The following is a 24,155-nucleotide window of genomic DNA, read 5'->3' as shown; positions in this document are numbered from 1 at the left end:
AAGAGCGGTCGCCCGCGCGGTCATGACCGCGGCGTCTCGGTGCCGCGCAGGACGGCGACGGGGCATTCCGCGTCCCGCAGCACGCCCGCCGCAGTGGAACCGAGCAGCATACCGGCGAAGCCACCGGTACCGCGGTGGCCGACCACGAGCATTCGAGCTCGGGCGGACAGGTGCAGCAGAACGGCGGTGGGGTGACCGCAGCGCACTTCACGGCACACGGGGACGTCGGGATAGCGCTCATTCCACCCTTCGAGGGAGTGGTCCAAGTCTCGGCGAGCCTTGTCCAGTTCGGCCTGGACCTCGAAGTCCAGCGGTGGAATGGCCGGGAACCGTTCGGCGGCGCGCACCAGGTCGCGAGCGCGTACCGCGATGAGCTCGGTTCCGCGCCTCCGCGCGGCGGTGAAAGCGAAGTGCAGTGCCTGCTGTTCCAGCACCGTGCCGTCGAGGCCGACCACGACGCCGCCCGCCCGGCGAGGTTCGCGCACCACCACGACGGGGCATTCGGCGTGGGTGGCGACGCGGGTGGCCACCGAACCCGCGCTCGCCCACCGGCTCGCCGTCCGCTCGTGGGCGCCCAGCACCAGCAAGTCCGCCTCTTTCGAGGCTCGCACGAGTTCGGTGGCCGGGTGCCCGTGCGCGACCCGGTCGGACACGGGCAGATCCGGTGTCTCCTGGCGGCACCGGCGAACCACGTGATCGAGCATCGCGCGCTCCCGCTCATCCGTGTCCGTGAACTCGGTGACTTCGACGATGCGCAGTTCGGCTCCTCGACGCGCGGCCTCGTCGGCGGCCCACAGCGCGGCTTGCTGCGCGCGTTCGGATCCGTCCACGGCGGCGATCACCAACGGGTGATCGTGTTTCGCCGCCCCGAATCCGGCGGTGGGGTGAGTTCGTCGATCCGTCATCGTCCTCGGCGTGCCACCGGAATCTCCTTGCCCGCGCCGGACTCGCGCAAGGGAATGCGGATGGTGAGGATCCCGGCGTCGTAGTCGGCCTTGATCTGGTCCGCATCGGCGCCTGCGGGCAAGGTCAGGCTGCGGGTGAACGCGCCGTATTGGAACTCGGTGTGGTGGTAGCCGTGTTCCTCCCGGCCGCGTTTCGCGCTGATCTTGAGCACGGTGCCTTCGACGGTGAGGTGGATGTCGCGTTCCGGATTCATACCGGGCAGTTCGCAGCGGACGATCAGCTCACCTTCCTCGGCGTAGGTTTCCACCTTGACCGGGTGGTGATCACCGAACGGTCCCCGGCTGCCGAGCCGCTCCAGCAGGTCCGGCATCGGAGTTCCCCGGCGCGGTGTCAGTTGAATCATCTTCGCCTCCAGCGCGGGCGGGCACGGCCGAGTCCAGCCCGCTGCGCACCCTGCGAACGCAGTGCCACGGGCAGATCTCTGGGAACCCACGGACGCGTTCAGCTTGCTGCCGACAACGCGGTCGCGTGCAGGGACGAACGTCCTCGGACACGCCGCTGAGCCTCGCCCGGCGTCCATCAAGAGCAGCCAGGTCAGCATCCGAGCGCACCAAACCCGGCCTGGCGAGCCGCGTCCGTGCTCACGCCGACGTCGTCCGCCGGGGACGCCGGCAGTGCGCCCGGCGATCGCGCGCCCGGTACAACTCGTCGGCGCTCCACACCAGAACGGGGAAGGGGAGCATCAGCGCGAACACCCACCACGGTGGCGGGGCCGTCCCGAACACGTCCTGCAGTCCGGGGGTGAAGACGACGGCAGCGGTGACCGCGAGTTCGAACGCGATGCCCAGCAGCAGCAGCCGGTTCGTGCCGACACCGATGTCGCGCAGCAACGCGCGGTCGGCGCGCGCCGCGAACGCGGTGCCGATCTGGCAGGCGACGATCGCGCAGAAGCTCGCGGTCGTCGCCTGCGCGGTGATCGGGGAGGGGAGTGGTTGCCACGGCTGCCATCCGGCTGTGATCAGCACGGCGAAGAACGCGATCAGCACCAGCGTGGCGGATGGGAGCCCCATGATCACCCACGCCCGCAGCAGCAACCTCCGGTTGATCACGTGGTCCGTTCGCCGGTGCGGGGGCTTGGTCATCAAGCCCGGCTCGGCCGGTTCGCGCCCGAGCGCCAAGGCCGGAAGCGTCTCGGTTCCCAAGTCGATCGCCAGGATCTGCAACACCGTCAGCGGCAGCGGTATCGCGCCGCCGGCGAGCGCGAACAGCAGGAACGGCAGCACCTCGGGAACCGCGTGGGCGAAGATGTAGAGCACGAACTTGCGCACGTTGTCGTAGGTCCGGCGTCCTTGCCGGATACCGGCGACGATCGTGGCGAAGTTGTCGTCGGTGAGCACGGCCGTCGCGGCTTCCCTGGCCACGTCCGTGCCGCTGGCGCCCATGGCGACCCCGAGGTCGGCGCGCCGCAACGCCGGGGCGTCGTTCACTCCGTCCCCGGTCATCGCGACGATGTGCCCGCAGTGGTGCAGCGCGTCGGCGATGCGCAGCTTCGACTCGGGTGTGCTGCGGCTGAACACGATCTCAGCGCCGCCGGTCAGCAGTGCGTCGAGCTCCGCTTCGGTCATCGCCTCCAGTTCGGGACCGTCGACGACCCGCTCGGCCCGGATCCCGACCTGGCGAGCGATCGCGGCGGCGGTGCGGCCGTTGTCGCCGGTCACCACGTGCACCAGCACGCCGGCGCCGTGGCAGTGGTCGACGGCGCCGGGAACCTCCCGCCTTGGCGGGTCCAGCAACCCGACGAGCCCGAGCAGTTCGAGGCGGCTCTCGGCATCGTCTCGTCGCTCGGGGACCGAGGTGAGGCGGCGGCGTGCTACGGCGAGCACGCGCAGCCCGTCGTCGGCCATCTCCTTCAGCGCCCGGACCACGGCTTCGTGCTCGTGCGGGCCTAGCGGGAACACCTGTCCGCGTTCGTCGACGCAGGAGGTGGCTCGCCGGACGATCTCCTCGGGAGCGCCTTTGGTGTGCGCGACGAGCCGCCCGTCCTCGCGGTCGACGGTGGTCATCCGGCGCAGGTGCGGGTCGAATCCGTACAGGCGGGCCTGGTCCGATGTGCGTTGTTGCCGGGACAGCGAAACGTTGCCGGAGGCGGCGAACTCCAGCAACGCGAGTTCCATGGGGTCTCCACTGACCGCATCCAAGTCCGCCGTCGAGCATCGCGCCAACGCTCGGAGGAGGTCCGGTCCGGCAGCGCTCGCACCGGTCCCGGCGCGGGCTTCGGTCACGCGCATCCGGTTCTGCGTCAGCGTGCCGGTCTTGTCGGTGCAGATCACGGTCGTCGAGCCCAGCGTCTCGACCGCGGAGAGGCGTTCGACCAGAGCACCGCTGCGGGCCATGTCGCGCACGCCCGCGGCCAGGGCGAGGGTGATCGTGGGAAGCAGTCCTTCCGGGACGTTCGCCACCAGCAGGCCGATCGCGAACAGGAACGCCTGCGTCCAGGAGAGCCCGGCGAGCACGCCGAGCGGCAGGAACGCGGCGGCAGCCGCAGCGGAGACGGCGGCGATGAGCCAGGCGACCCGGCGGACTTGGCGTTCCAGCGGACTTTCGGCGAGGCGCACGGTGGCCGAGAGCGCGGCGATGCGTCCGAGCTCGGTGGCTTTGCCGGTCGCGTGCACGACGGCTTCGGCGGTGCCGCCTGTGCACGTGGTGCCGCTGAAGACCAGCACGGCCGAGTCGATCACCCGCTCGGCGGCGTCGGGCAGGTCGGCGGCACGCTCTACCGGGTTCGACTCGCCCGTCAGCATGGAGGCGTCGATCTCCACCGCTCCCGACAACAGCCGGGCGTCGGCCGGAACGCGATCACCTTCGGACAGGACCACCACGTCGCCGGGAACGAGCTCCGCGGCGGGAAACGGCCCCGTGGTGGACTCACGACGGACCATGCTCTGCAACGCGACGTACTCGCCGAGCGCCTCGACGGCGTGTTCGGCGCGTTCTTCCTGCCAGAAGGCGAGCACCGCGTTGAGCAGCACCACGACGACGATCGCCACGGCGATCTCGGCGGTGCCCGAGACCCAAGCGAGAGCAGCCGCGGCCCACAGGAGCAGAGCCAGCGGGTGGACGAGCTGGCGCAACAGCGCTGCGGGCCAGCCGCGCGCGGAGCGCTTCGGCAGCTCGTTAGGACCGTGGACCTCCAGGCGGCGCCGGGCCTCGCGCGCGGAGAGCCCGTCCGGCGAGGTCCGCAGGTCGCGCAGGAGCCGCGCACTCGCTTCGCGCGGATCGACCGCCGCCGGTTCGGTCACCGGACTGCGGTCGTCGGGTAACGGAGGTGGCCCGACAGGCCGATAAAACCGCCCTCGGTGCCGCTGGCGGGCTGTCGTGGCCAGTCGGAGCCACCTCGGTCACGGCCTCCCCGGAGCCGGGTCGCGCTGGCGCCTCCGGCCATGACCACGGTTTCATACTGCGACATGGCGTCCCTCTGCGCACTCGTGCGAATTCGCTTGCCAGCAAGGCGAACACGATCGCCGGCAGGAGTGTTCTCCCCAGCGTCGCCAGGATGGAGCAACCTCGCTCGAAGTGCAGGAGAGGCACGAGATCGATCCGCTGCGGGCCTGCCTGGTTCGGCCGACCTCGTCGTTGCTCGCTGTTGCGTGCGGGAAAGAACGTTTTTGGACTGGTGCGGCAGTGGAGCGCGGTGGCTGAAAGTCCCCCGGGTCAGCTTCGTTCCTCGGTGAGATCGCGGAGCAGTTCGCGCACGGGACGCCGGGGTGTGAGCGGAGGGTTGCGCGGATCCGGCGGCCAGCCCACGCGCATGGCGATCTGCGGGTGTCGAGACCCGGCGAACACTTCGCGACGGAGGGCGTCACGGGTGCTGTCGATCTCGAAGGCCTCGCTCAGCGGGCAACTGGCCAGGCCGTGGAAAGTTGCGGTGCAGAGAACAATGCTGGTGGCTTCTCCTACTGCCAAGTGTGCGCGGGCGTCGTCATCTTCGGTACTTACCAGGAGGATGCTCCCCGCGGTGCGCGCGGAGCCCGCTTCCTCCTGCGCGATGGCGACCCGTCCGAAGTCGCGGAGCACCAGGTCGCCGTACCGCAGGCCGGGGTGAGGCGTGCTCGTGGCGGGGACGCCGGTGTCGGAGGACGAGTCAAGTGCCGTCCACGCGGCGAGTTCGTCGCGGTACTGCGCCGAATACCCGTGCAGGAAAGCGGCTTTCGCGAACGCGCGCGCAACGGCGTACCTGTCGTCGTGCTCGGCCACCAAGATCGAAACGTCTGCTCCGGTACCCGCGCGCACCAGTTGTTCGAGCGTGGCGGCGGGCACCGGTTCGGCCGCGTACCGGCGTCGATCCGCCTGCCGTCCGTAGGCGGCTCGCAGCAGTGCGACCGCGGCCTCGGACGGCTCGGCGTGTCCTGCGGGCTCGATGGTCGCGAGCAGGTCGGTGGTGGCTCGCTCGGGCATGCGTCGTATCCGGGTCCGCCGACCGAGCACGGTCAGGGCCAGGGCGGCGTGGTGCAGTGCGGCCCCGCAGCTGAAGACGAGTTCTCGGTCCGCCGGGTCGGTGGCCGGTAGTGGACGTGAGCGGTCGAGCACGAGGTGCAGCGAGTGATCGCGGATCTCCCAGCGCCAAGGTTGGACGTTGTGCAGCGAGGGCGCACGAGTGGAGAACGCCACCGCTTCTCGCATCGCTTCGTGGTCAGGAACGTCGTTGGTCATGCCCGCCCCCAGAGCGAAGAGGATTCGGCCGGGCGAAGTGCGCGACAGCAGATGCCCACGTCGCCGGGCTCCGTCATGGCCGGATGTTGTGCTTGTCGCCGCGGACCACCGCCACCGGGCAACGTGCGTGCTGGAGGACCCCGGCGGCGACCGAGCCCAGCAGCAGGCCCGCGAATCCACCACGTCCACGGTGCCCCACCACGAGCAGTTGCGCTTCCCGCGCTCGTTCGGTCAGCCCGATGACCGGATGCCCCCGCTGACCGGCCTTGACCAAGGAGACCTCCGGGTAGCGTTCGCTCCAGCCCGCGAGCTGTTCGGCGATGCTGCGTTGGGCGTCCGCCTCGGCCAGTGCGATCTCGTCCGGCAGCGGCGGCACGATCGAGATGTCCGGCCCCGGCACGTCCCAGATCTGAAGCGCGACGAGTTCGGATCGCCTGGCGGCTGCGGCGGCGAAGGCGAACTCCAGAGCATCCTGGCTATGCGGAGAGCTGTCCACCCCCACGTACACCGGTCCTTCCGTCCGCGGTTCGCGCACGACGGCGACCGGGCAGTGAGCATGGGTCGCGACCTTGGTGCTGACCGAACCCAGCAACGTTCCCACCGCGGTGTTCCGCCCTCGTGCTCCTACGACGATGAGCTGCGTCCTCCACGACATGTCGATCAATGCTGCGGCCGGTCGTCCACGAGTGACCACTTCGCTGATGGTGATGGACGGATTGTCGGCTCGAACGCGCCCGGCGATGGTCTCGAGCATCTTCCACGCTTGGTCGTCCTGTGCGGGGAAGTCGTTGATGACGAAGGCGTGCACCCGGTCAGTCCGGCGGCGCCCGGCTTCCACGGCAGCCCAGGACAGAGCGGCGATCGACTGCTCTGAGCCGTCAACGCCGACGACGATGCCGCCCTCTTCCCACGCCATGCGACCCTGCCTTCGAGTATTCGGTGCGCGCGGGCACGGGGGGAGCGCGTGCGGTCGCACCGCGTCGAGGTCTCACTGTCGTCATCAGGGTGCCCGAGCGGCTGTGGGCCCGCACCCGCGAGCCGCTCCGCAGCCTGGGTGTTCGACTGCTCGGCGGTTCATCAGGAGACCGGACGGTGCGAGGTCCTGACAGACCGAGGCCGAACCGTCAGCCGGCGCTGTGCGAGCACGGATGTGAGGGTGTGGTCGAAGCCGCAGCCCTGAATTTCGCCGTGCACGGTCAGGAGGACACGGCTTGATCCAGTTTCAGGTGATGCGGGAGAGCCTTCTCGGTGTGGGTGTCCGGTCCTGGGAAGAACAGGCTCACATGCCCGTCTTCCAGCCAGTGCACCACGTACGGCGGCGTGCCGTCCGGACCGCGAACCTCGGTGATCTGTCCCTTGCGACGAGGGTCGTCGAGATGAATCCCCTCGACGATCAGCCATTCACCTACTTCTGCGTACATGACGATCGCACTCCTCCACCTCGCAGTCCGAGTATGGCGACACGGGACCTCGCGTGCACAGCAAGCGCCGTCCCGTCATCGCGTGCGCGCTCATCGAGCGATCGCGACCGGACAAGGCGAACGCTGGACGAGGTGCTGGCTGGTGGAACCGAGCACCAATCCGGTGAAGGCCCCGCGGCCCCGCGCGCCCACGACGACCAGTTGAGCGCTTTCGGCGTGTTCGAGCAGTGCTCGGGCGGGCTTGTCCAACGGGACGAAGCGTTGCACGGCGACGTCGGGGAAGCGCTCGCACCAGCCGGCAAGGGACTCGGCGAGCAGGCGCTCCTCGTCGTCCTGCACGATCGCCCACCCACCGTCGACGCGGCGTCGTGCCCACGCCTCGTCCGCGGACAAGGAGTGCCAAGCGTGTACCGCGCGCAGCGGCACCTGCTCGCGGGAGGCGGTCTCGAAGGCGTACCGGAGCGCCACGGCGGACTCCGAGGAGCCGTCCACCCCGACGACCACCGGTTCGTCACCGGTGCGCTGCTCCCGGCCCCGAATCACAGCCACCGAACACGAGGCGTGCGCGGAGACGGATATGGCGACGGAGCCCACGAGCAACCCGGTGAAGCCGCCGAGCCCGCGGCTGCCCACCGCGATCAGCGAGGCGGTGCGCGATTCCGCGATGAGGACGGCGGCCGGTGCGGAGCGCGGCACGAATTCGGTCTCGATCGGCACACCCGGCGCTACGGCCGCTGCCGTGTCGTGTGCTTGGCGCAACCAGTTCTCGCCCTGTTCCCGGACAGCGTCGAAGAACGACTGCGGCAGCACGACACCGGGTATTTCCGGCACCACGAGAGCTGATTGCGTGTCGCAGCAGATCAACCGCAATCGCGCCGATCGCGCGAGAGCCTCCGCCGCCGCCCACCTGGCGGCGTGCAGGGCCGAGTCCGATCCGTCGATTCCCACGACGAGAGCACGGTTCGTCATGACGCTCCCAACACGGTCGGTGGTTCACGCAGTGCGGCCGAATCGCATGAAGGCATGTGGAATTCCCGCCAGCCCCAGCTGCTCGGTCACTGCCTTGCGCACCTCTTCCAGCCGCAGCGGTTGCGTCATCACCGACACGGCGAGCCCGCCCGCGGTCGCCTCCAACCAGACCGACTGGAGTGCCTCCCCGATGCGCACGTGGTCAACGGTGGAATCGGTTCCGCCGCAGAGGACCAGCACCGAGTCGTGTTCGATGCGCGACGCCAGCAGGGATTCGTCCGGCAGCTTGGTGTGCTCGGTGACCAACCCCACCGCGGGAAGTCCTTGCCGGCCCAGGGCGTTCTCCGGAATCCCCGCTCCCGGAGTGGGTTCCCCCGTCGCATCCTGCCGCACGATCCAGTGGGCGAGCTCACGCTGATATTCGGCGTCCGCGTGCAGCACGCGGGCCGCGTAGGCCAACGAGCGAGCGACGGCCAGTGCTTCGGCACCACCGGTGATCCAGTGCGTTTCGTCCGGGCCGAGCCCGGCGGCCGTCCGCAACGTGTCCCGCTCGGCGTCCGTCACCGGGCCTCCGGCGAACGCGCCCCGGTAGCTGCGGCGGCGTTCGATGGCGGCGAAGCGACGCTCGTCCACCACCGACGGCGTGGCCTGCCGGGTCGTGGTGATCTTCGCGGTCGCCGGTTCGCCGTCTGGCTCCGCAGCGCGCTCCACGTGAGGCAGCCGCCCTAGGTGGCGGACCGCCACCAGGAGGTTGGTCAACGCGGCGCCGAAGGACATAGCCCGATCGCGGCCCCGCGGGTCGTGTTCGTCGAGCAGGTCGACCTGACGGGGGTGCAACTCGGCGAGGTACTCACGCAGCACCAGCGTCCAGGGCTGCGTGTTGTGCACCGAGGGCGCCGCGCCCACGGCCTCGGACAGCACTTCTCGTTCCTGTTCCGTCCAAGGGGATGCGGCATCGCCTTGACCATCCCGATCTGCCATCACCAAGGCCACTCCTCGCTCCACGATGTGCCGGACGTGCCGCCGACGGTGCGGAGACCGGTTTCGTCGCGTGCGCGGCGGCACGGGTTTCTGCGCGCTCCGCTCGACATTGCGTCATCCCGGTTCGGCACGCATCTCAACGGTGTGCGCGGGAAAAGCCCGGTGTGATCGAAAAACACCAAGGGATGAGCGTGGCCAACCGGGGCCGCTGCGTTGTTCACCGGCATCGCGCCGTCGCATTCGTGGCGGCAACGGATGACGGCGTCTTACGTCGGCCTGACGACCAGCAGCGGACACGGTGCGCAATGGGCGAGCGCACGACTGGTCGACCCGAGCAGCATCCCGGTGAGGCCGCTGTGGCCGCGACTTCCGATCACGAGCAATTCCGCGTGTTCGGCGTGCGCGAGAAGTGCTCGGACCGGGCGATCGTGTTCGACCGAGCGACGGATCTCGACGTCGGGGAAGCGCTCGTCGATTCCCGCGAGACGTTCGGCGAGCAGGCGGTGTGCGATCGATTCCCGCTCCCCGGGCGGCATCGTCGGTGTCAGTTCGTTCCAGTCCTCCGCCGCGACTTCCCGCCAGGTGTGCACCGCCAGCAGCGATGTGCCGCGCAGGTCGGCCTCGTGCAAGGCCCAGCGGAGCGCCGAGTCGGCCACTCCGGCCGAATCGACACCGACGACGACACCGCCGGACGGACGGGTGCCGGACGGCTCCCGTACTACGGCCACCGGGCAGGCCGCGAGCGCGATGGCGGCTTCGGCCGTCGAACCGAAGTCGAGCTCTGCCCCGGACTCGCCGAGCCCACGGCTGCCGACGACGACCAGGCCGGCGGCAGCGGACTCGGCGACCAACTGTTGGGCCGCGGTTCCGCGCCTGAGCTCGCTACGGACGACTGGGATGGGGCCGTGCCGGTTGACGGCTCGCTCGGCGGCGTGCAGCACCTCCTCGCCGCGACGTCGCACCGCTGCCTCCCCGCCGGGAGGGAGGTCCGCGGGCAGCACCGTGAGCAGAAGCATCGGCCATTGCCGGAGAACGGCCTCGCGCGCGGCCCACTCCGCCGCGCGCAAAGCCGAGTCGGATCCGTCCACGCCCGCGACGATGACCGGGTTCCGCTGAACGTCCACGCGCGGTCACCTCTCTGCGTCCTGGAGCTTGCGGCGAAGATAAGGCCGATCCGGTCGAGGCGCGACGTGACCGCGGACCTGTTCGCGGGCCGCTGCACGGCGTTCAGCCGAGCACGGGGTCGTGAGTTGACGCTGGTCCCGACGCTCGCTCTTGCTCGTCCGGGGCGAACTCCACGTCGTGCGGAACGATCACCACCGGGCAGCGGGCATGGCGAAGGCACCCTCCCACGACGTGGCCCGTCGTGGGATTGATGCCGCGGTGATGGTGGCCCCCGCCGAGGACGAGCATGGCTGCCTCGGCCGAGAGTGCCGAGAGGACATCGACGGTCCGTCCTTCCATGAGCTCCATGCGCAGTCCCGGGGGCAGCTGGTCACCCACGCACGCGTGAACCGTCCTCGAGAGCTCCCGCCGGTACTGCTCGTGCAGGTGGTGCGGGGCCAGCTCGGGGTTCATCAGCAGGGGGCCCGGCCCGGAGAGGACGGCGTGCCGCGACCACACCATGACGGCGCGCACCGCCCGGTGGCGTTGCCGTGCCTCGCGCACGGCCCAGCGAAGGGCACGTGCGCTGCTCTCGGACCCGTGGATGCCGACGACGAGCGAGTTGTCGGCGCACATGATCGACCTCCTCGGACGTGAGTCCGGCAACGACGACGGTGTCCGGACCGGCGACCGGCCGCCAGAGCCTTTCGTCCTCGCCGGTCCGTTTCAGCGGTCGGAAGGCAGCGGCTGAGGTCCGTCGTATCGCAGCGTCGGTGCGCCGTGCTCCGGGTACTCCGGAGGTGGCTGACAGCGTGCTCGGCGACATCGTCGAGCATTTCGTGCGCGCTGACCGGCTTCGACCACCAGCGGCCGGAACGAAGCGGTCGCGTGGGCCGCCGGGAGTTTTGGACGCGGCACGTGGAGCCGAGGTGCTGAGCAGATCCAAGGCTGGGCGAGATCGAATCGCCCGCCAGTCGGCGATGGGCCCGTCTCGGGAGGACCGATGACCGCGATCACCGTCCGTCCGCAGCGGTACGACGCGGTCCTGTTCGACCTCGACGGCGTGCTGACGGACACGGCTTCAGTGCACTGCGCGGCCTGGAAGCGGCTGTTCGACCACTACCTGACGGCGAGGGCCGGCCACCACGAGCCGTTCACGACGGCGGACTACCTGGACCACGTCGATGGCAAACCGCGCGCCGACGGCGTGCTCGACTTCCTGCGTTCACGGCGAATCGAACTCCCGAGGGGTGCGCCGTCGGACCCGTCGGACGCGGAAACGGCGGTGGGGTTGGGAAAGCGCAAAGACCGCTACTTCCGCGACGCTCTCGCCACCGGCGGGGTGCGGGTGTTCGATGGTGCGATCGGCCTGCTCGTCTCCCTGCGGGAGGCGCACGTGCGCGTCGCCGTCGTGTCGGCCAGCCGCAACTGCGCGCTCGTGCTTGAGCGCGCCGGTCTCGCCGGGCTGGTCGACGTCGTCGTCGACGGAGTGGTGACCGACGAACTCGGTCTGCCGGGAAAACCGGATCCGGCGACGTTCATTGAGGCCGCCCGTAGGTGCGGCTGCCGCCCGTCGCGCTCGGCGGTGATCGAGGACTCCTCGGCCGGTGTCCGGGCTGCCCGAGCGGGCGGCTTCGGCCTCGTGATCGGGGTGGCCCGCGTCGCCGCATCCCACGACCTGCGGGACGTGGGCGCGGAGGTCGTGATCCGTTCGCTGCGGGAGATCTCGGTGACGACGTCAGGTCGCCCCTGACGTGATGGATGAGCGACGTGCGGATCCTGCTCCGGTGCTCACCGCACCACGGCGACCGGGCATCTCGCGTGGTGCAGCACTCCGACGGCCACCGAGCCGAGGAACAACCCGTTGAACCCACCGGTGCCGCGGTGGCCCACCACCAGCAGCGGGGACTCACCGGCCGCGTCGACGAGGGCCGGGACCGGATGGCCGCGCACGGCGCGGGTGCGCGCGTGGAGCCCCGGGTAGCGGTCGCGCCATTCCGCGAGCTGGGCGTTGAGGGAGTTCTCGATGCGAGTCTGCACTTCGTCCTGATCGGGTGGTGGCAGGGGCGGCGCGAGCAGCCCCTGCTCGTGCCAGGCCTGCACAGCGAGCACATCGACCCCGCGGGAGGCCGCCGCGTCGAACGCGAAGCGCAGCACCGCGTGAGCATTCGCCGCGTCGTCCACCCCGACGACGACCGGCCCCCCGAGATCGCCCCCGCCCCCGCGCACGACCACGACCGGCCCTGCCGCGTGGGTGGCGACCTCCGAACTGACCGAGCCCAGCAGCGCGTCGGCGAAACCACCGAGTCCGCGCGATCCCAGCACCATCAACTGGGCGGTCTCCTCGCAGCGAAGCAGCTGTTCGATCGGATGCCCGGTGCGGACCTCCTCGCTCACCTCGACTTCGGGCTCTTGGGCGCGGCACTGTTCGGCGACCGCGTGCACGCTCTTGCCCGCGAAAGCCGAGCGATTCGGGTCGTCGTTGACCAGCACCAGGTGCAGGCGGGCGCCACGACGCCGGGCTTCCCGCGTCGCCCAGGCCGCGGCTTCGGCGGAATGGCCGGAGCCGTCGACTCCGGCCACGACCGCGTGCTCAGGTTGTGCCATGTTCTCTCTCCCCCCGACGTGGCTGATCATGATGCCCAGAGCGTGGAACGAGCAGCGGACCACCGAGGCCCTGGCGCGGCCGGAACGGGCCATCGGCAGGGTGGCGGCCGAGGGCTGCGCGCTCTGATCATTCTTTTCCCCGATGCTCGGTCAGGTTCGCCCGTGCTTGCCGGTACTCCTCCGCGTCGATCTCCCCGCGGGCATACCTGCGATCGAGGATTTCTTCGGCGGTTTCCTGGTGCGCGGCGCCGTTGTCGTGCCGAGGACGCCACTCACGGGTCAGGCGAACCACGGCCCAGACGATCAGCCCGAGGAACGCGAGGAACATGAGCCAGATGATGGGCAGCACGAACATCCAGCAGAGTCCGGGCCCATAGCCGTACATCATCGCCGACAGCTCCTTAACCGGATGCTTGCCGTTCCATCGTCGGCGACGTGCGACCCGACCGGCTAGGGACCTTGGCCCGCACACACCGTGCGGCCAGGCCGGGAAGCGCCCCATCGCGTCCGTCACCCGGACAGCGCCTCGTCTCCGGTGCTCGCGACGAGCGTGCTCGACGGGGCATCCGCGCTAGGACTCGTCCTCGCCGGTCAGCGCGTCGGCCGCGGCTCGACGCAGCGTGGCGCGCATGATCAGGCGAATGAAGGGGCCAGCGGTCCACCAGTACCAGCCGAAGGTCCGCAGCGAGAGCGCGTCGTCGAGGGAGACGCGCACGTCGTAGCTGAGCAGGCTGCCGCGACCGTAGGCCCGAGCGGACAACGACATCGCGATACGGCCGTGGCGGGGGCGGTCGTAGCGTTCGAATTCGCCGGGACCGAGCGATTCGAGGCTGGGGACCGGCGTCCAGAACCTGCCCGCGGCCCCTAGGACGAGTTCGTGATCCGGCTTTTCGGAGAGCCGGACCCAGTTTCCCTCGGCCACGAGGTCGTCGAAGGTCAACCGGGTTCGGGTTCGCGCAGGCATGTGTCGGCGCAACCTGGCCGGCCAGCCCCGCACGAGCATCGCCGCGTCGATCACGGGGGACCGCACCGTGAGCAGGTCCAAATGTCGCAGCGCCGCGTAGGACGCACGAGGCGGGCAGCGCACCGGAAGGTGCTCCGTCATCGCGAAATCAGGGCTGTCCATGAAGTCGTCGATGCCGGGTGGCTCTTCCTGCGGGTGGCCCGATGCCGTCATCGCCCACCGCGTCGTCTCGCCCTCGCGGACATCGTGCTCGCGTCCCTCCATGTCGCACCACCTGCGGTTCGTCCTTCCATCGCCGGGACCAGGCTGCACCGGCACTCGCGAATGCGGCAGAGGCGTTGGGCTCTCCTGGCAGGCTCCGGATTCCCCGGCCACGCTGGAGTATCGGAGCCCGCGCCGGTCACAGCGGCCGGTGTTCCAGCCGGGGGGAGGAGATCGCATGAATGACATCAGAAGGTCGGTGGTGGTCGGGATCGACGGTTCCCGGTCCGCCGAGCTCGCCGCGGGGTGGGCGGCCGTCGACGGGCGCGGGCGGAACCTGCCGGTGCACCTGGTTTTCGCGCTGGGAGGCGTCGCCCCGGTGCTGCCCGGTGCGTATCCGATGCAGTGCTACTACGAAGGGATCGACAGCAACGCCCGCGAGCGCCTCGACGCGGCTGCCGACGTGGTGCGGGCGGCGGCTCCGGACATCCCGATCACGACGGCGGTCACCAACCAGCCACCGGCGCTGGCCCTGGTGGACCTCTCGGAGCAGGCGGACGAGGTCGTGTTGGGGCAGGGGGACTTCAGCGGTTTTCCCGAGATGCTCTTGGGCTCCGTGGCCACGAGCGTGTCGGCCCGCGCCCGCAGTCCGGTCGTGGTGGTGCGCGGTGATCCGGATGCGACCGGTCCGGTGGTGGTGGGCGTCGACGGGGGTGCGGCTGCGGACGTGGCGCTCGCGGCGGCCTTCGAGCGCGCCTCCCGCACGGGGCTTCCGCTGGTGGCGGCACATGCTGTGGAGGAGCGCCACCGGACGTCCGGCGGCGCCGGTGGTGCTGGCGAGCACGTCGCTGAATGGCGGCGGCGCCACCCCGAGGTGGACCTCCACTGGGTCGAAGAGCGCGGCGACCCGAGGGAAGTGCTGCTGGCGCAGGCGCGGCGGGCCAGCGTGGTCGTGGTGGGCAGTCGAGGTCGCGGAGGCTTCCGCGGTCTCTTGCTCGGTTCGACCAGCCAGGCATTGCTGCACCACGCCGCCTGCCCGGTGATGGTGGTGCGCGCACGGACCTGAGCGACTCGGTCCGGCGCGCGGTGCCCGAACACCTCCCCGGGACTCTCGGCTCTGTCGGTCCGGGCGACGCGGTGCGTGTAATCGGGTGCCGTGCGCGGGGTAGCCGGGACCGGCGATCGACGCGGTGGAGGTGCAGTGCGATGGCGCGGACGGTGGTCGTCGGGATCGATGGATCGTCGTCGGCTCTCCGCGCCGCTCGGTGGGCGGCGCGGGAGGCACGGCGGCGGTCGGCGCAGCTGCACCTGCTGCACTGCGACGTGAAGTCGCTCGTCGTCGTGCCGGACATGCCGGTCGTGCCACCGCGGCAGACGCTCCTGGAGAGCGTCCGCGAGGAAGCAGAGGAATCGCTGCGGCTCGCGAAGGAGCAGGTGGGCGAAGTCGCACCGGACGTAGTCGTGGAAACCGAGTTCCGCATGGAGGCTCCGGCGAGCGGGCTCGTCGAGCAGTCCCGGCGAGCGGATGTGGTGGTGCTGGGCAGCCGGGGGCTCGGAGGGTTCACCGGGCTGCTGATCGGTTCGGTGGCGATCGCCGTGGCCGCACATGCCCGCTGCCCGGTCGCGGTGGTCCGCGGCGAGCACGAGCCGGACCAGACCGAGCCGGTCGTCGTCGGCGTCAGCGGTTCCGCGCATGATGCCGCCGCTCTCGGCTACGCCTTCGAGCTCGCCGCCGCACGGGAGGTGCCCTTGCGCGCCGTCCACGCCTGGCACTCCCTGGCGTGGGATGAGGCGCGCTTGCGGAACCGGATCGACGAGGGGTGGGCCGCGGTCCAGTCCGATGAGGAACGCCTCCTGACGGAGGTGCTGGCGGGCTGGTCGGAGGAACGCCCCGACGTCGTGGTGCAGCGCTTCGCACCGCTGAACAAACCCGCGCGGGCCTTGCTCACGCATGCGGAGCAGGCGCAGCTCGTCGTGGTCGGAGCCCGTGGGAGGGGAGGTTTCACCGGGCTGGTGCTGGGGTCCACGAGCCAACAGCTGGTGCAGCACTCACCGTGCCCGGTGGTGATCGCGCGGTGAGGTGCGTCCGTGCCGATCCACGGTGTTCGCGGACCACGACGCCCGTGCTTCGCCCACCGTGGCGACCGACGCCGACCTCCCCGGTATGTGGCGCAGTCCTGAGAATTCCTGAGCGCACAGCGGGTTCCGTCGCGCAGCAACGCTTGCCACGTTCCCGTGTCCGGTCGTCGCGGCGCGCTGAGCGCGTAAGGCCCTCTGGCCCTGCCCGTGCCCGAGGCGAACCGGGAGCCTGCACGGTGGACGGGCGTGCCGGGAGCGTCCGCGGTCGGGTCGTCGGAGATGCGAGGGGGGAGCGGTGGAGGAGGCGGACGAAAATTCGGTCGGAGAACGCCTGCCTGCGGCGGTCGCCGAGAGCCACACCGCGGTGCTGCTGTTCACCGGGGACCGCGCGTACAAGGTCAAGAAGCCGGTCGACTTCGGCTTCCTGGACTTCAGCACGACCGGTGCCAGGGAACGGGCCTGCCGTCGTGAGGTGGACTTGAACCGCAGGCTGGCGCCGGACGTCTACCTCGACGTGGCGCAGGCTCTGGACGGGAACGGCCGCACCTGCGACTGGATCGTGGTGATGCGGCGGATGCCCGCTGAACGCAGATTGTCCACGGTGGTCCGGCAGCGTGGAGCTCCGCTCGTAGAGCTCGAACGGATCGCCCGGGTGCTGGCGTCGTTCCACAGCACCGCGCGGACGGGGGCGGACATCGCGGCGGCGGGAAGGGCGCCCGCGCTGCGCGGGCGGTGGAGCGACAACGTCGCGGGGGTGGAACCGTTCGTCGGAGATGTCCTGGACTCCGAGGAATTCGAGGAGATCGCCCGGCTGGCGCTGGAGTACGTCGACGGCCGGGGCCCGCTGCTGGAGGAGCGCGCCCGCCGCGGATGCGTGGTGGACGGGCACGGCGATCTGGTCGCCGACGACATCTTCTGCTTGGACGACGGGCCGCGGCTGCTCGACTGCCTGGAGTTCGACGACGAGCTGCGGCACGTCGACGGACTCGACGACGCGGCGTTCCTGGCGATGGATCTCGAACGCCTCGGGGCGGCGGACCTCGGGAGGCGGTTTCTGCGCTGGTACCGCGAGTTCTCCGGAGCGGAGGCCGCGGACTCGCTGGCCCATCACTACCTCGCGTACCGGGCCTTCGTCCGTGCGAAGGTCGCCTGCCTGCAGCACGCCCAGGGGGCGGCGGGAGCGGCTGATGAGGCTCGCCTGCTGGCGGACATGACCCGCGCGCACCTACGGGCCGGACAAGTGCGCCTGGTGCTGGTGGGAGGCTTGCCGGGGACCGGCAAGTCGACGGTGTCGGGTTCGCTCGCGGACCGGCTGGGGGCGGTGCTGCTCAGCACCGACCGGGTGCGCCGCGAACTCGCGGCCGGGCGGGGCGAGCCCGCGCACGCCGGGTACGGGCGCGGGCTGTACGCGGCGGAGCACGTGCACGGGACCTACTCAGAGCTGCTCGCGAGGGCGCGGACGCTGCTGGAGCACGGCGAGAGCGTCGTGCTCGACGCCAGCTGGAGCAAGGCGGACGAACGGGCTCGGGCCCGGGACCTCGTCCAGCTGGCCCGATGCGCATCGGTCGAGCTGCGCTGCACGGCCCCCGGATACGTGACCGCCGGACGGATCGCGGACCGGACGGGCGACCTCTCGGACGCGACCCCGGACATCGCCGCGCGGATGGCCGCCGAGTTCGAAGAGTGGCCCGAGTCCCTGCCCGTCGACACCTCCGGTTCGCCGCAGGAGGCGATCGCCGCGGCGCGGAGGGCCTTCACCGAGCCGGGATGAGCCCTGGGCCCGCGGAGGCCGAAGCCCGGGACGCGTTCAGCGTTGCTGGTCCGGTCGCGCGGCGGGGCGGAGGTCGACGGCGGTCACCTTGAACTCCGGACATCCGGTGACGTCGTCCGTGTGGGACGAGGTCAGGGCGTTGATCTCCGCCTCGGGGAAGTGGAACGCGGCGAAGACCTCGCCCGGGCGGACGGCGCGGGTGGTGCGCGCGCTCAGCACCGCCGCGCCCCACCGGCTCGTGACGCGGACGGCCGCGCCGTCGGAGAGGCCGAGGCGTGCGGCGTCTTCTGGGTGCACGTCGAGCGTTTCCTCGGGCAGCAACCGCAGGTCCGGCGTGCGCCGGGTCATCGAACCGGTGTTGTAGTGCTCCAGGCGGCGGCCTGTCACGAGTGTCATCGGGTACTCGTCGTCGGTCGCGTCGCCGGGCGGGCGGTACGGCACCGCGGCGAGTTCCGCACGACCGGACCGGGTGGCGAATCCGTCGAGGTACAACATCGGCTCACCGGGTTCGCCGGGGGCGCGGCACGGCCAGTGCAGCGGGCCCTCGCGGTCGAGCCGTTCGTGCGAGACGCCCGCGAACAGCGGGGCGATCGAGGCGCACTCGTCCAGCGCGGCCGAAGGCGTGGGACAACCGAGGTCGGTGCCGAGCGCGCCCGCGATCCGGTGCAGGATCTGGAAGTCGTCGATCGCCTCCCCCGGCGGGTTCAGCGCGGGCCGGACGCGTTGGAAACGGCGGTCGAAGTTCACGAAGGTGCCCTCCTTCTCCAGGAAGGAGGCCGCGGGCAGCACGACGTCGGCGTGCTGCGCAGTCCGCGACAAGAACAGGTCGTGGCAGACGACGAATTCGCACGAGCGCAGCGCCTCTCGGACGTGAGCGGTGTCCGGATCGCTCTGGCAGATGTCTTCGCCGATGACGTGCAGCGCGCGCAGCCGGCCGGAGATCGCCGCGTCGAACATCTGGGGGATGCGCCGGCCGGGCTCGGCGGGCACCGGATGCCGCCAGATCCGTGCGGTTCGATCGCGCACCGCAGGGTCGGCGACGGCCTGGTAGCCGGGCAGCAGGTCAGGCAGTGCTCCCATGTCCGAAGCGCCCTGCACGTTGTTCTGCCCCCGCAGCGGCAGGATGCCGCAGCACCCAGGCTCGCCGACCGAGCCGCGCAGGATCGCCAGGTTCGCGAGGGCGCGGACGCCGTCGGTCCCGTGGGCGTGCTCGGTCACCCCCAGCCCGTAGACGATCGCCGGGCGCCGCGAGTGCCCGAAGAGCCGCGCCGCGGACAGGAGTTCGCGCGCCGGGACATCGCAGACCGCGCTGACGAGGTCGGGCGCGTAGTCGTGCAGCAGCGCCGCCAGCTCCGCCCGCCCCGAGGCGCGCTCGCGCAGGAACTCCTCGTCCACGAGGCCCTCTCGTAGCAGCACGTGCGCGAGCGCGTGGAACACCGCGACGTTCGACCCCGGTTTGCAGCGCACGTGGACGTCCGCGAGACCGGCGAGCTCGGTGCGCCGTGGGTCGACGACCACCAGACGCGCGCCGTGCAGCACCCGTTGCTTGATGCGGGCGCCGACGACCGGGTGCGCCTCGGTCGGGTTGGCCCCGGCCAGCAGGATGCAGTCGGCCCGGTCGAGATCGTCGAGCGAGTTCGTGCCACCGGCGAGGCCGAACGCGGCGGTGAGCCCGGCCGCGGAGGGCGCGTGGCACAGCCGCGAGCAGTTGTCGACGCTGTTGGTCCCCAGTGCGGCGCGGGCGAACTTCTGCGCGAGGTAGTTCTCCTCGTTCGTGGCGCGAGCGGAGGAGATCAGTGCGAACGCGTCCGGGCCGTGCCGCTCGCGGATCCGGGCGTTCCGGTGAGAGATGAGGTCCAGCGCCTCCGCCCACGTCGCTCGTTCGAGCCGCCCGTGACGGCGGACCAACGGCTCGGTGAGCCGGTCGGCGGCGTCGGTGAAGCCGTGCGCGAAGCGCCCCTTCACACAGGCGTGCCCGCGGTTCACCGGTGCCGTGCGGTGCGGTGTGACGGCGGCGATCCCCTCGTCGCGGACGTGGACGTCGAGGGTGCACCCCACGCCGCAGTAGCCGCACGTGGTCGTGGTGGTGCGGGAGATCGGCCGGTGGTCGAGCAGGCCGGGTTCGGACAGTGCTCCGGTCGGGCAGGTGTCCACGCAACCACCGCAGCCCACGCACGGGGACTCCGCCCACGGTCCGCCGTCCCCGGCGGAGACCGCGGTGTCGAACCCGCGTCCCGCGAGCTCCAGGGCGAAGGTCCCCTGGACCTCTGAGCACATCGCCACGCACCGCCCGCAGGCGATGCACAGATCGCGGTCGAGCTTGACGTAGGGATGGGAATGATCGAGCCCCCGCTCGTGGGGCGTGGGGGGAAAGGTCGTTCCGGTGATGCCGAAGTGCAGGCAGGTCCGGACGAGCTCGCTGCGTTCGGCGGGGACTTCCAGCGAGCGCGGGGGCAGCTCGGACAGGATCAGCTCCAGAGCGGCCCGTGCCGCATCGCGGGATTCGGGTGCGCGGGTGTCGATGCGCATCCCGTCGGAGACCGGTGTGGTGCACGCGGCCACGATCCCGCCCGCCGCGCGCACCAGGCACACGCGGCACGAGCCCTGCGGGGTGAGCCGTTCGTCCCGGCACAGCGCGGGAACCTCGATGCCGGAGGCGCGCACCGTCTCCAGCACGGTCGAACCGTCCGGCACTTCGACGGCCGCGGCACCGTCGATCCACACCCGCGTCATCCGAATCAGCCCCCCAGCTCCTCGTGGTAGACCCGCAGCAGGCTGCGCACCGCACCGGGGACTCCGCGGCCGAAGCCGCACAAGCTCGCCCGCGCCATCACCTCCAGCACGCGCTGCTGCGCTTCGACGTCACCCGCGGCGGTCAGATCGCTGCCCTGCCGGGTCCCGATCCGGCAGGGAGCGCAGGCTCCGCAGCTCTCCGCGGCGGCGAACGACCACACGTGCTGGAGCAGGTCCCGAGCCCGCACCGCGTCGTCGATCGCCACGAGACTGCCGTGGCCCAGCGCGACCCCCGCACCGTCGAGAGCGTGCGCGGTGAACGGCACATCCAGCTCGTGCGGTGCGAGGAAACCCCCCAGCGGCCCGCCCACTTGCACGGCTCGCAGCCGGTGACCGGCACGCAAGCCCCCGCCGAGGCGGTCGACGAGGTGGCGCAGCGGCACGCCGAACTCCACCTCGCACACGCCGGGCGAGCGGAAGCGTTCGCTGAAGCAGACCAGCTTCGTGCCCGGTTCCAGGTCGGTGCCCAGGCGCGCGTAGGCAGCGGCCCCGTGCCGCAGGATCCAGGGCACCGCCGCCAGCGTTTCCACGTTGTTGACCGCGGTCGGCCGGTGCCGCACGCCGCGTTCGCTCGGATAGGGCGGGCGGGGCACCACCGCGCCGCGCAAGCCCTGCAGCGCCCGCAGCAGCGCCGTCTCTTCACCCGCGACGTACGACCCCGCGCCACGGACGATCTCGATGTCGAAATCCACCGCGGAGCCGTGCACGCGGGAGCCGAGATGTCCCGCGGCGCGCGCCTCGGCGACCGCTTCCCCAAGAGTTCGCACCGCATCCGGGTATTCCGAGCGCACGAAGACGAAACCGCGCCGGGCTCCCACCGCGATCCCGGCGAGCGCGAGGCCCTCGAGCACGCGGTGCGGATCGCCTTCCATGAGCAGCCGATCGCAGAATGATCCCGGGTCCCCCTCGTCGCCGTTCGCGACGACGTACCGGGGTGCACGCCCGTTCCGCGCCGCTCGCCACTTCGCCGCCACCGGGAACGCCGCCCCGCCCCGGCCGCGCAGACCCGAGGAATCGACCTCGCCGAGCACCGCGCCGGATCCGGCGGCGAGAGCTTCCGGCCAGACCTGCCACGCGGGTTCGGCGCCGAGCAGGCCGGACAGCACCACCGGCTCGCATTCGCTGCGGAACGGCATGGTGGGCGCGGGGTTCGGAGCGTCCGCGACGAGTTGTTCGTAGACCCCGGAACCCGCCAGGGGAGTGGCGCCGTCGAGGACGGCGGGGGCCGCGTAGCAGAAGCCCAGGCAATGCGCGCAAGCCGACGAGATCGCGCGGGCCGGTCCCGCATTCTCGAGCGCGGACTCCGCCTGTGCGACCGGACGGCCTCCGGCGGATACGAAGCACGACGTGCCCGTGCACACCTGCACGTGCCGCCGCCGGACCTCACCGCGGAGGTCCGCGTAGAACGACGTGGACCCGGTTGCAGCGGCCACCGGCCACCTGAGCTCGACGGCGATCTCCTGCCGTTCTCGCCGTCCGATGGTCCCGCGGCGTTCGTGCAGGGCGCGGATCCGGTCGAGGGCGCCGATTCCCGCGGCGCCGAAGCGCCGCTGCCAGGACACGAACGCGTCTGGTGTCAATCTGGCCCCCTGTTCGATCCTGGCGTTGGCCGCCACCGGTGAATCGTGGCCATCGCTCAACGCGCGTCGAAGCTCCAGTTCCGCAGCATGACGATCGCGGTCCCGGCGGCGGCGGCCACCAGCATCGACACCATGTCCCCGGTGACCAGGCATACGGAGGCGAGCAGGAAAAGCGCCGCCGCCAACCACATTCGGACAGGCCACCGGTGCAGCAGGTTCCACAGCGGACGTGGTTTGGTCAGCTTGCGGGCGAAATCGGGGTCGTCCTCGGAGAGGTGCTGTCCGATCTCGTCCAGGCGGCGGCGTTCGTCCCTGCCCATCATCGCGTGCTCCAGCGGCCTATGGCGTAGAACCGATCCTGCTTGCAGTGTCCTCAGCGACCCGATGGCCCACCAGTGACCAAAGGCGGGTGGTAGTGCGCGGTCGTTTGCTGGTCGGCGCGATGGTTGCCGCGCTCCGCGGAGGGCGGCGACCGTTCGCCTGGCGAAAGCTCCAAGCCCGAGCGCCCGGCCAGGCGCTCGGGACACCGCCGAGGTCCGCCCCTTCCCGGCCGGAGCGGGTCGCACGGCCCGTTCCTAACCGCGCAAGATCGCCACCGGACAGGGGGCGTCGCGCAGCACGCCCGCCGCGGTCGAGCCGAGCAGCAGACCGGCGAAACCTCCGGCGCCGCGATGGGCGACCACGAGCAGCCGCGCCCGCGAGGCCAGGTGCAGCAGCACCGCGGTCGGATGCCCGCAGCGCACCTCGTTGCGCACCGTCACTTCCGGGTACCGTCCGACCACTCCGGAAAGGGCCTCGTCGAGTTCTCGACGCGCGCGATCCAGCTCGGCCTGGATCTCGAAGTCCAGTGGCGGCACGACGGGGAACCGCTCCACGGTCGCGAGGTCGCGGGCGCGCACCGCGACGAGCTCGCTGTTGCGCGCCCGCGCCTCGGTGAAGGCGAACTCCAGCGCCCGCCGTCCTCGCTGCGATCCGTCGACCCCGACCACGACCGGGCTCGCCGAACGCGGTTCGCGAACCACCACGGCCGGGCAGGACGCGTGGGTGGCGACGCGCGTGGCGACCGATCCCACGCTCGCCCATCGGCTCGCCGTCCGCCCGTGAGCGCCCAGCACGACCAGCTCGGCCTCGGCCGAGAGGCGGACGAGCTCGGTGATCGGATTGCCGTGCGCGACCAGGACATCCGGGAGTGCTTCCGGGTGCAGCTGGCGGCACCGCTGGGCGACGTGGTCGAGCGTCGCACGCTCGTGCGCGTCGTCGGCCCCGGCCTCGGCGACTCCGACGAGCTGGAGCCCGGCCCCGCGCAGCGCCGCGTCCTCCGCCGCCCAGAAGGCGGCCTGCCGCGCGCTGTCCGAGCGGTCCACGGCGGCGATCACCAGGTTCCGGGCACCCATCGCGGTCGCGGCCTACCGCTCTCGGCGGGCTACCGGTATCTCCTTGCTGGAGCCGGATTCCCGCTGCGGAATACGAACGGTGAGAATGCCCGATTCGTAGTCGGCCTCGATGTTGTCCGGATCAGCGCTCGACGGCATGTTCAGGCTGCGGACGAAGGAACCGTACTGGAACTCGCTGTGCCGATCGTCGCGCTCTTCGCGGGTGCGCTCGGCACTGATCTTCAATATCGTGCCCTCGACCGTGATGTGGATGTCGCGTTCGGGGTCCATCCCCGGGAGTTCGCAGCGCACGACCAGCTGGTCGCCGTCGTGGAAGGTTTCGACCTTGACCGGGTGGCGATCGCCGAACGGCCATTGGCCCTCGATCCAGTCGAGCAGGTCCGGGACTGGCGTTCCGCGACTGGGCATGAGGTGCGTCATGGCTTCTCCTCCGTCATCGAGTGCGGCTCCTCCCCGCTCGGGGAGCGCTTCGCGGTGCCCCGGGGGCGCATCACACCGAGGCTGCTACCAGGCTGACCGGAGACCCGGTTTCGCGTGGAGGGGCGAACGTCCCCCGATGTCCCGGTCGTGCCGAGCACTGGGGCGGCTGGTTCAAGGGCCATGCCTCCCGAACCGGCTGTCGGGCTCCCGTTCGGAGAGTCCGCGGCGGGAGGTGCGCAAGTCCCGGGGGAGCAG

The 24,155-nt window shown here is 71.0% G+C and carries 23 protein-coding genes; 5 read left to right on the top strand and 18 right to left on the bottom strand.

Annotated elements, in window-relative coordinates:
* Positions 1 to 20: 20 nt before the first annotated feature.
* The 10 genes from BJ969_RS15475 to BJ969_RS15430 all read right to left on the bottom strand — a co-directional run bounded on the left by BJ969_RS15475 (position 21) and on the right by BJ969_RS15430 (position 10,727).
* Positions 21 to 842, bottom strand: coding sequence for a universal stress protein (locus BJ969_RS15475; protein ID WP_343071712.1), 822 nt, complete (start codon positions 840 to 842; stop codon positions 21 to 23).
* 59 nt (positions 843 to 901) lie between these two features.
* Entirely contained in the window at positions 902 to 1,309 is a 408-nt protein-coding gene (locus tag BJ969_RS15470) for an Hsp20/alpha crystallin family protein (protein ID WP_246456845.1), read from the bottom strand.
* Between the two features lie 238 nt (positions 1,310 to 1,547).
* Positions 1,548 to 4,205, bottom strand: a complete 2,658-nt coding sequence (locus BJ969_RS15465) for an HAD-IC family P-type ATPase (RefSeq protein ID WP_184479616.1) — start codon at positions 4,203 to 4,205, stop codon at positions 1,548 to 1,550.
* Positions 4,206 to 4,617: 412 nt separating this feature from the next.
* Entirely contained in the window at positions 4,618 to 5,616 is a 999-nt protein-coding gene (locus BJ969_RS15460; protein WP_184479615.1) for an Acg family FMN-binding oxidoreductase, read from the bottom strand.
* A gap of 73 nt (positions 5,617 to 5,689) precedes the next feature.
* Positions 5,690 to 6,592 (bottom strand): universal stress protein, encoded by a 903-nt coding sequence (locus BJ969_RS15455; protein ID WP_343071428.1) that lies wholly within the window; start codon positions 6,590 to 6,592, stop codon positions 5,690 to 5,692.
* A 220-nt stretch (positions 6,593 to 6,812) separates the two neighbouring features.
* A complete protein-coding gene (locus BJ969_RS15450) occupies positions 6,813 to 7,037 on the bottom strand; it encodes a DUF1918 domain-containing protein (RefSeq protein WP_184479613.1) in 225 nt (74 codons plus the stop codon).
* Positions 7,038 to 7,127: 90 nt separating this feature from the next.
* Positions 7,128 to 8,006 carry a universal stress protein gene (locus BJ969_RS15445; RefSeq protein WP_184479612.1) on the bottom strand — a complete coding sequence of 293 codons (879 nt, stop codon included), beginning with the start codon at positions 8,004 to 8,006 and terminating at the stop codon, positions 7,128 to 7,130.
* 24 nt (positions 8,007 to 8,030) lie between these two features.
* Complete coding sequence (locus BJ969_RS15440; RefSeq protein ID WP_343071427.1) at positions 8,031 to 8,927, bottom strand: Acg family FMN-binding oxidoreductase; 897 nt, start codon at positions 8,925 to 8,927, stop codon at positions 8,031 to 8,033.
* Between the two features lie 326 nt (positions 8,928 to 9,253).
* Complete coding sequence (locus BJ969_RS15435; protein WP_184479611.1) at positions 9,254 to 10,075, bottom strand: universal stress protein; 822 nt, start codon at positions 10,073 to 10,075, stop codon at positions 9,254 to 9,256.
* A gap of 139 nt (positions 10,076 to 10,214) precedes the next feature.
* A complete protein-coding gene (locus BJ969_RS15430; RefSeq protein WP_184479610.1) occupies positions 10,215 to 10,727 on the bottom strand; it encodes a universal stress protein in 513 nt (170 codons plus the stop codon).
* Between the two features lie 367 nt (positions 10,728 to 11,094).
* Between BJ969_RS15430 and BJ969_RS15425 the strand changes: the two genes are divergently transcribed.
* Entirely contained in the window at positions 11,095 to 11,844 is a 750-nt protein-coding gene (locus tag BJ969_RS15425) for an HAD family hydrolase (RefSeq protein WP_184479609.1), read from the top strand.
* 38 nt (positions 11,845 to 11,882) lie between these two features.
* On the opposite strand, the gene BJ969_RS15420 is transcribed toward BJ969_RS15425, so the two are convergent.
* The gene (locus BJ969_RS15420) at positions 11,883 to 12,698 is read right to left on the bottom strand and encodes a universal stress protein (RefSeq protein ID WP_184479608.1); all 816 of its coding nucleotides are present in this window, start codon (positions 12,696 to 12,698) and stop codon (positions 11,883 to 11,885) included.
* Between BJ969_RS15420 and BJ969_RS30610 the strand changes: the two genes are divergently transcribed.
* On the top strand, positions 12,697 to 12,825 hold the full coding sequence (locus BJ969_RS30610) for a hypothetical protein (protein WP_281398327.1): 129 nt from the start codon (positions 12,697 to 12,699) through the stop codon (positions 12,823 to 12,825). The genes BJ969_RS15420 and BJ969_RS30610 overlap by 2 nt on opposite strands.
* Here the strand turns inward: BJ969_RS30610 and BJ969_RS15415 are convergent, their stop codons facing one another.
* Together BJ969_RS15415 and BJ969_RS15410 are read right to left on the bottom strand one after the other, a co-directional pair.
* Entirely contained in the window at positions 12,826 to 13,083 is a 258-nt protein-coding gene (locus BJ969_RS15415) for an SHOCT domain-containing protein (protein ID WP_246456842.1), read from the bottom strand.
* 186 nt (positions 13,084 to 13,269) lie between these two features.
* Positions 13,270 to 13,926, bottom strand: a complete 657-nt coding sequence (locus BJ969_RS15410) for a hypothetical protein (RefSeq protein WP_246456841.1) — start codon at positions 13,924 to 13,926, stop codon at positions 13,270 to 13,272.
* A 175-nt stretch (positions 13,927 to 14,101) separates the two neighbouring features.
* On the opposite strand from BJ969_RS15410, the gene BJ969_RS15405 reads away from it, so the two are divergent.
* From BJ969_RS15405 to BJ969_RS15395, 3 genes are all read left to right on the top strand, one after another.
* Positions 14,102 to 14,929, top strand: a complete 828-nt coding sequence (locus tag BJ969_RS15405) for a universal stress protein (protein ID WP_184479607.1) — start codon at positions 14,102 to 14,104, stop codon at positions 14,927 to 14,929.
* Between the two features lie 140 nt (positions 14,930 to 15,069).
* Positions 15,070 to 15,942, top strand: a complete 873-nt coding sequence (locus tag BJ969_RS15400) for a universal stress protein (RefSeq protein WP_184479606.1) — start codon at positions 15,070 to 15,072, stop codon at positions 15,940 to 15,942.
* Between the two features lie 295 nt (positions 15,943 to 16,237).
* The gene (locus BJ969_RS15395; protein ID WP_343071426.1) at positions 16,238 to 17,713 is read left to right on the top strand and encodes a bifunctional aminoglycoside phosphotransferase/ATP-binding protein; all 1,476 of its coding nucleotides are present in this window, start codon (positions 16,238 to 16,240) and stop codon (positions 17,711 to 17,713) included.
* Between the two features lie 36 nt (positions 17,714 to 17,749).
* Here the strand turns inward: BJ969_RS15395 and fdhF are convergent, their stop codons facing one another.
* The 5 genes from fdhF to BJ969_RS15370 form a co-directional block, all read right to left on the bottom strand.
* Positions 17,750 to 20,446: a formate dehydrogenase subunit alpha gene (gene fdhF / locus BJ969_RS15390; RefSeq protein WP_184479605.1), complete on the bottom strand. Its 2,697-nt coding sequence runs from the start codon at positions 20,444 to 20,446 to the stop codon at positions 17,750 to 17,752.
* A 5-nt stretch (positions 20,447 to 20,451) separates the two neighbouring features.
* Entirely contained in the window at positions 20,452 to 22,086 is a 1,635-nt protein-coding gene (locus tag BJ969_RS15385) for an NADH-ubiquinone oxidoreductase-F iron-sulfur binding region domain-containing protein (RefSeq protein ID WP_246456840.1), read from the bottom strand.
* A 56-nt stretch (positions 22,087 to 22,142) separates the two neighbouring features.
* Entirely contained in the window at positions 22,143 to 22,409 is a 267-nt protein-coding gene (locus BJ969_RS15380; RefSeq protein WP_184479603.1) for a DUF3040 domain-containing protein, read from the bottom strand.
* A gap of 252 nt (positions 22,410 to 22,661) precedes the next feature.
* Entirely contained in the window at positions 22,662 to 23,480 is an 819-nt protein-coding gene (locus tag BJ969_RS15375) for a universal stress protein (RefSeq protein ID WP_184479602.1), read from the bottom strand.
* Positions 23,481 to 23,492: 12 nt separating this feature from the next.
* Complete coding sequence (locus tag BJ969_RS15370) at positions 23,493 to 23,900, bottom strand: Hsp20/alpha crystallin family protein (protein ID WP_184479601.1); 408 nt, start codon at positions 23,898 to 23,900, stop codon at positions 23,493 to 23,495.
* Positions 23,901 to 24,155: the final 255 nt, after the last annotated feature.

The sequence above is a fragment of the Saccharopolyspora gloriosae genome (assembly GCF_014203325.1).
Classification (GTDB): domain Bacteria; phylum Actinomycetota; class Actinomycetes; order Mycobacteriales; family Pseudonocardiaceae; genus Saccharopolyspora_C; species Saccharopolyspora_C gloriosae.
The sequence above is the reverse complement of the archived record's forward strand: the minus strand, read 5'-3'. Positions and strand labels throughout refer to the sequence as shown.

What these genes read in the sequence shown, in the direction of transcription:
- BJ969_RS15445 (WP_184479612.1), bottom strand. Translation starts at nt 8,006, where the DNA reads ATGACGAACCGTGCTCTCGTCGTGGGAATCGACGGATCGGACTCGGCC.
- BJ969_RS15380 (WP_184479603.1), bottom strand. Translation starts at nt 22,409, where the DNA reads ATGATGGGCAGGGACGAACGCCGCCGCCTGGACGAGATCGGACAGCAC.
- BJ969_RS15410 (WP_246456841.1), bottom strand. Translation starts at nt 13,926, where the DNA reads ATGGAGGGACGCGAGCACGATGTCCGCGAGGGCGAGACGACGCGGTGG.
- fdhF (WP_184479605.1), bottom strand. Translation starts at nt 20,446, where the DNA reads ATGACGCGGGTGTGGATCGACGGTGCCGCGGCCGTCGAAGTGCCGGAC.
- BJ969_RS15375 (WP_184479602.1), bottom strand. Translation starts at nt 23,480, where the DNA reads ATGGGTGCCCGGAACCTGGTGATCGCCGCCGTGGACCGCTCGGACAGC.
- BJ969_RS15430 (WP_184479610.1), bottom strand. Translation starts at nt 10,727, where the DNA reads ATGTGCGCCGACAACTCGCTCGTCGTCGGCATCCACGGGTCCGAGAGC.
- BJ969_RS15420 (WP_184479608.1), bottom strand. Translation starts at nt 12,698, where the DNA reads ATGGCACAACCTGAGCACGCGGTCGTGGCCGGAGTCGACGGCTCCGGC.
- BJ969_RS30610 (WP_281398327.1), top strand. Translation starts at nt 12,697, where the DNA reads ATGTTCTCTCTCCCCCCGACGTGGCTGATCATGATGCCCAGAGCGTGG.
- BJ969_RS15415 (WP_246456842.1), bottom strand. Translation starts at nt 13,083, where the DNA reads ATGTACGGCTATGGGCCCGGACTCTGCTGGATGTTCGTGCTGCCCATC.
- BJ969_RS15370 (WP_184479601.1), bottom strand. Translation starts at nt 23,900, where the DNA reads ATGACGCACCTCATGCCCAGTCGCGGAACGCCAGTCCCGGACCTGCTC.
- BJ969_RS15425 (WP_184479609.1), top strand. Translation starts at nt 11,095, where the DNA reads ATGACCGCGATCACCGTCCGTCCGCAGCGGTACGACGCGGTCCTGTTC.
- BJ969_RS15470 (WP_246456845.1), bottom strand. Translation starts at nt 1,309, where the DNA reads ATGATTCAACTGACACCGCGCCGGGGAACTCCGATGCCGGACCTGCTG.
- BJ969_RS15400 (WP_184479606.1), top strand. Translation starts at nt 15,070, where the DNA reads ATGGCGCGGACGGTGGTCGTCGGGATCGATGGATCGTCGTCGGCTCTC.
- BJ969_RS15450 (WP_184479613.1), bottom strand. Translation starts at nt 7,037, where the DNA reads ATGTACGCAGAAGTAGGTGAATGGCTGATCGTCGAGGGGATTCATCTC.
- BJ969_RS15405 (WP_184479607.1), top strand. Translation starts at nt 14,102, where the DNA reads ATGAATGACATCAGAAGGTCGGTGGTGGTCGGGATCGACGGTTCCCGG.
- BJ969_RS15460 (WP_184479615.1), bottom strand. Translation starts at nt 5,616, where the DNA reads ATGACCAACGACGTTCCTGACCACGAAGCGATGCGAGAAGCGGTGGCG.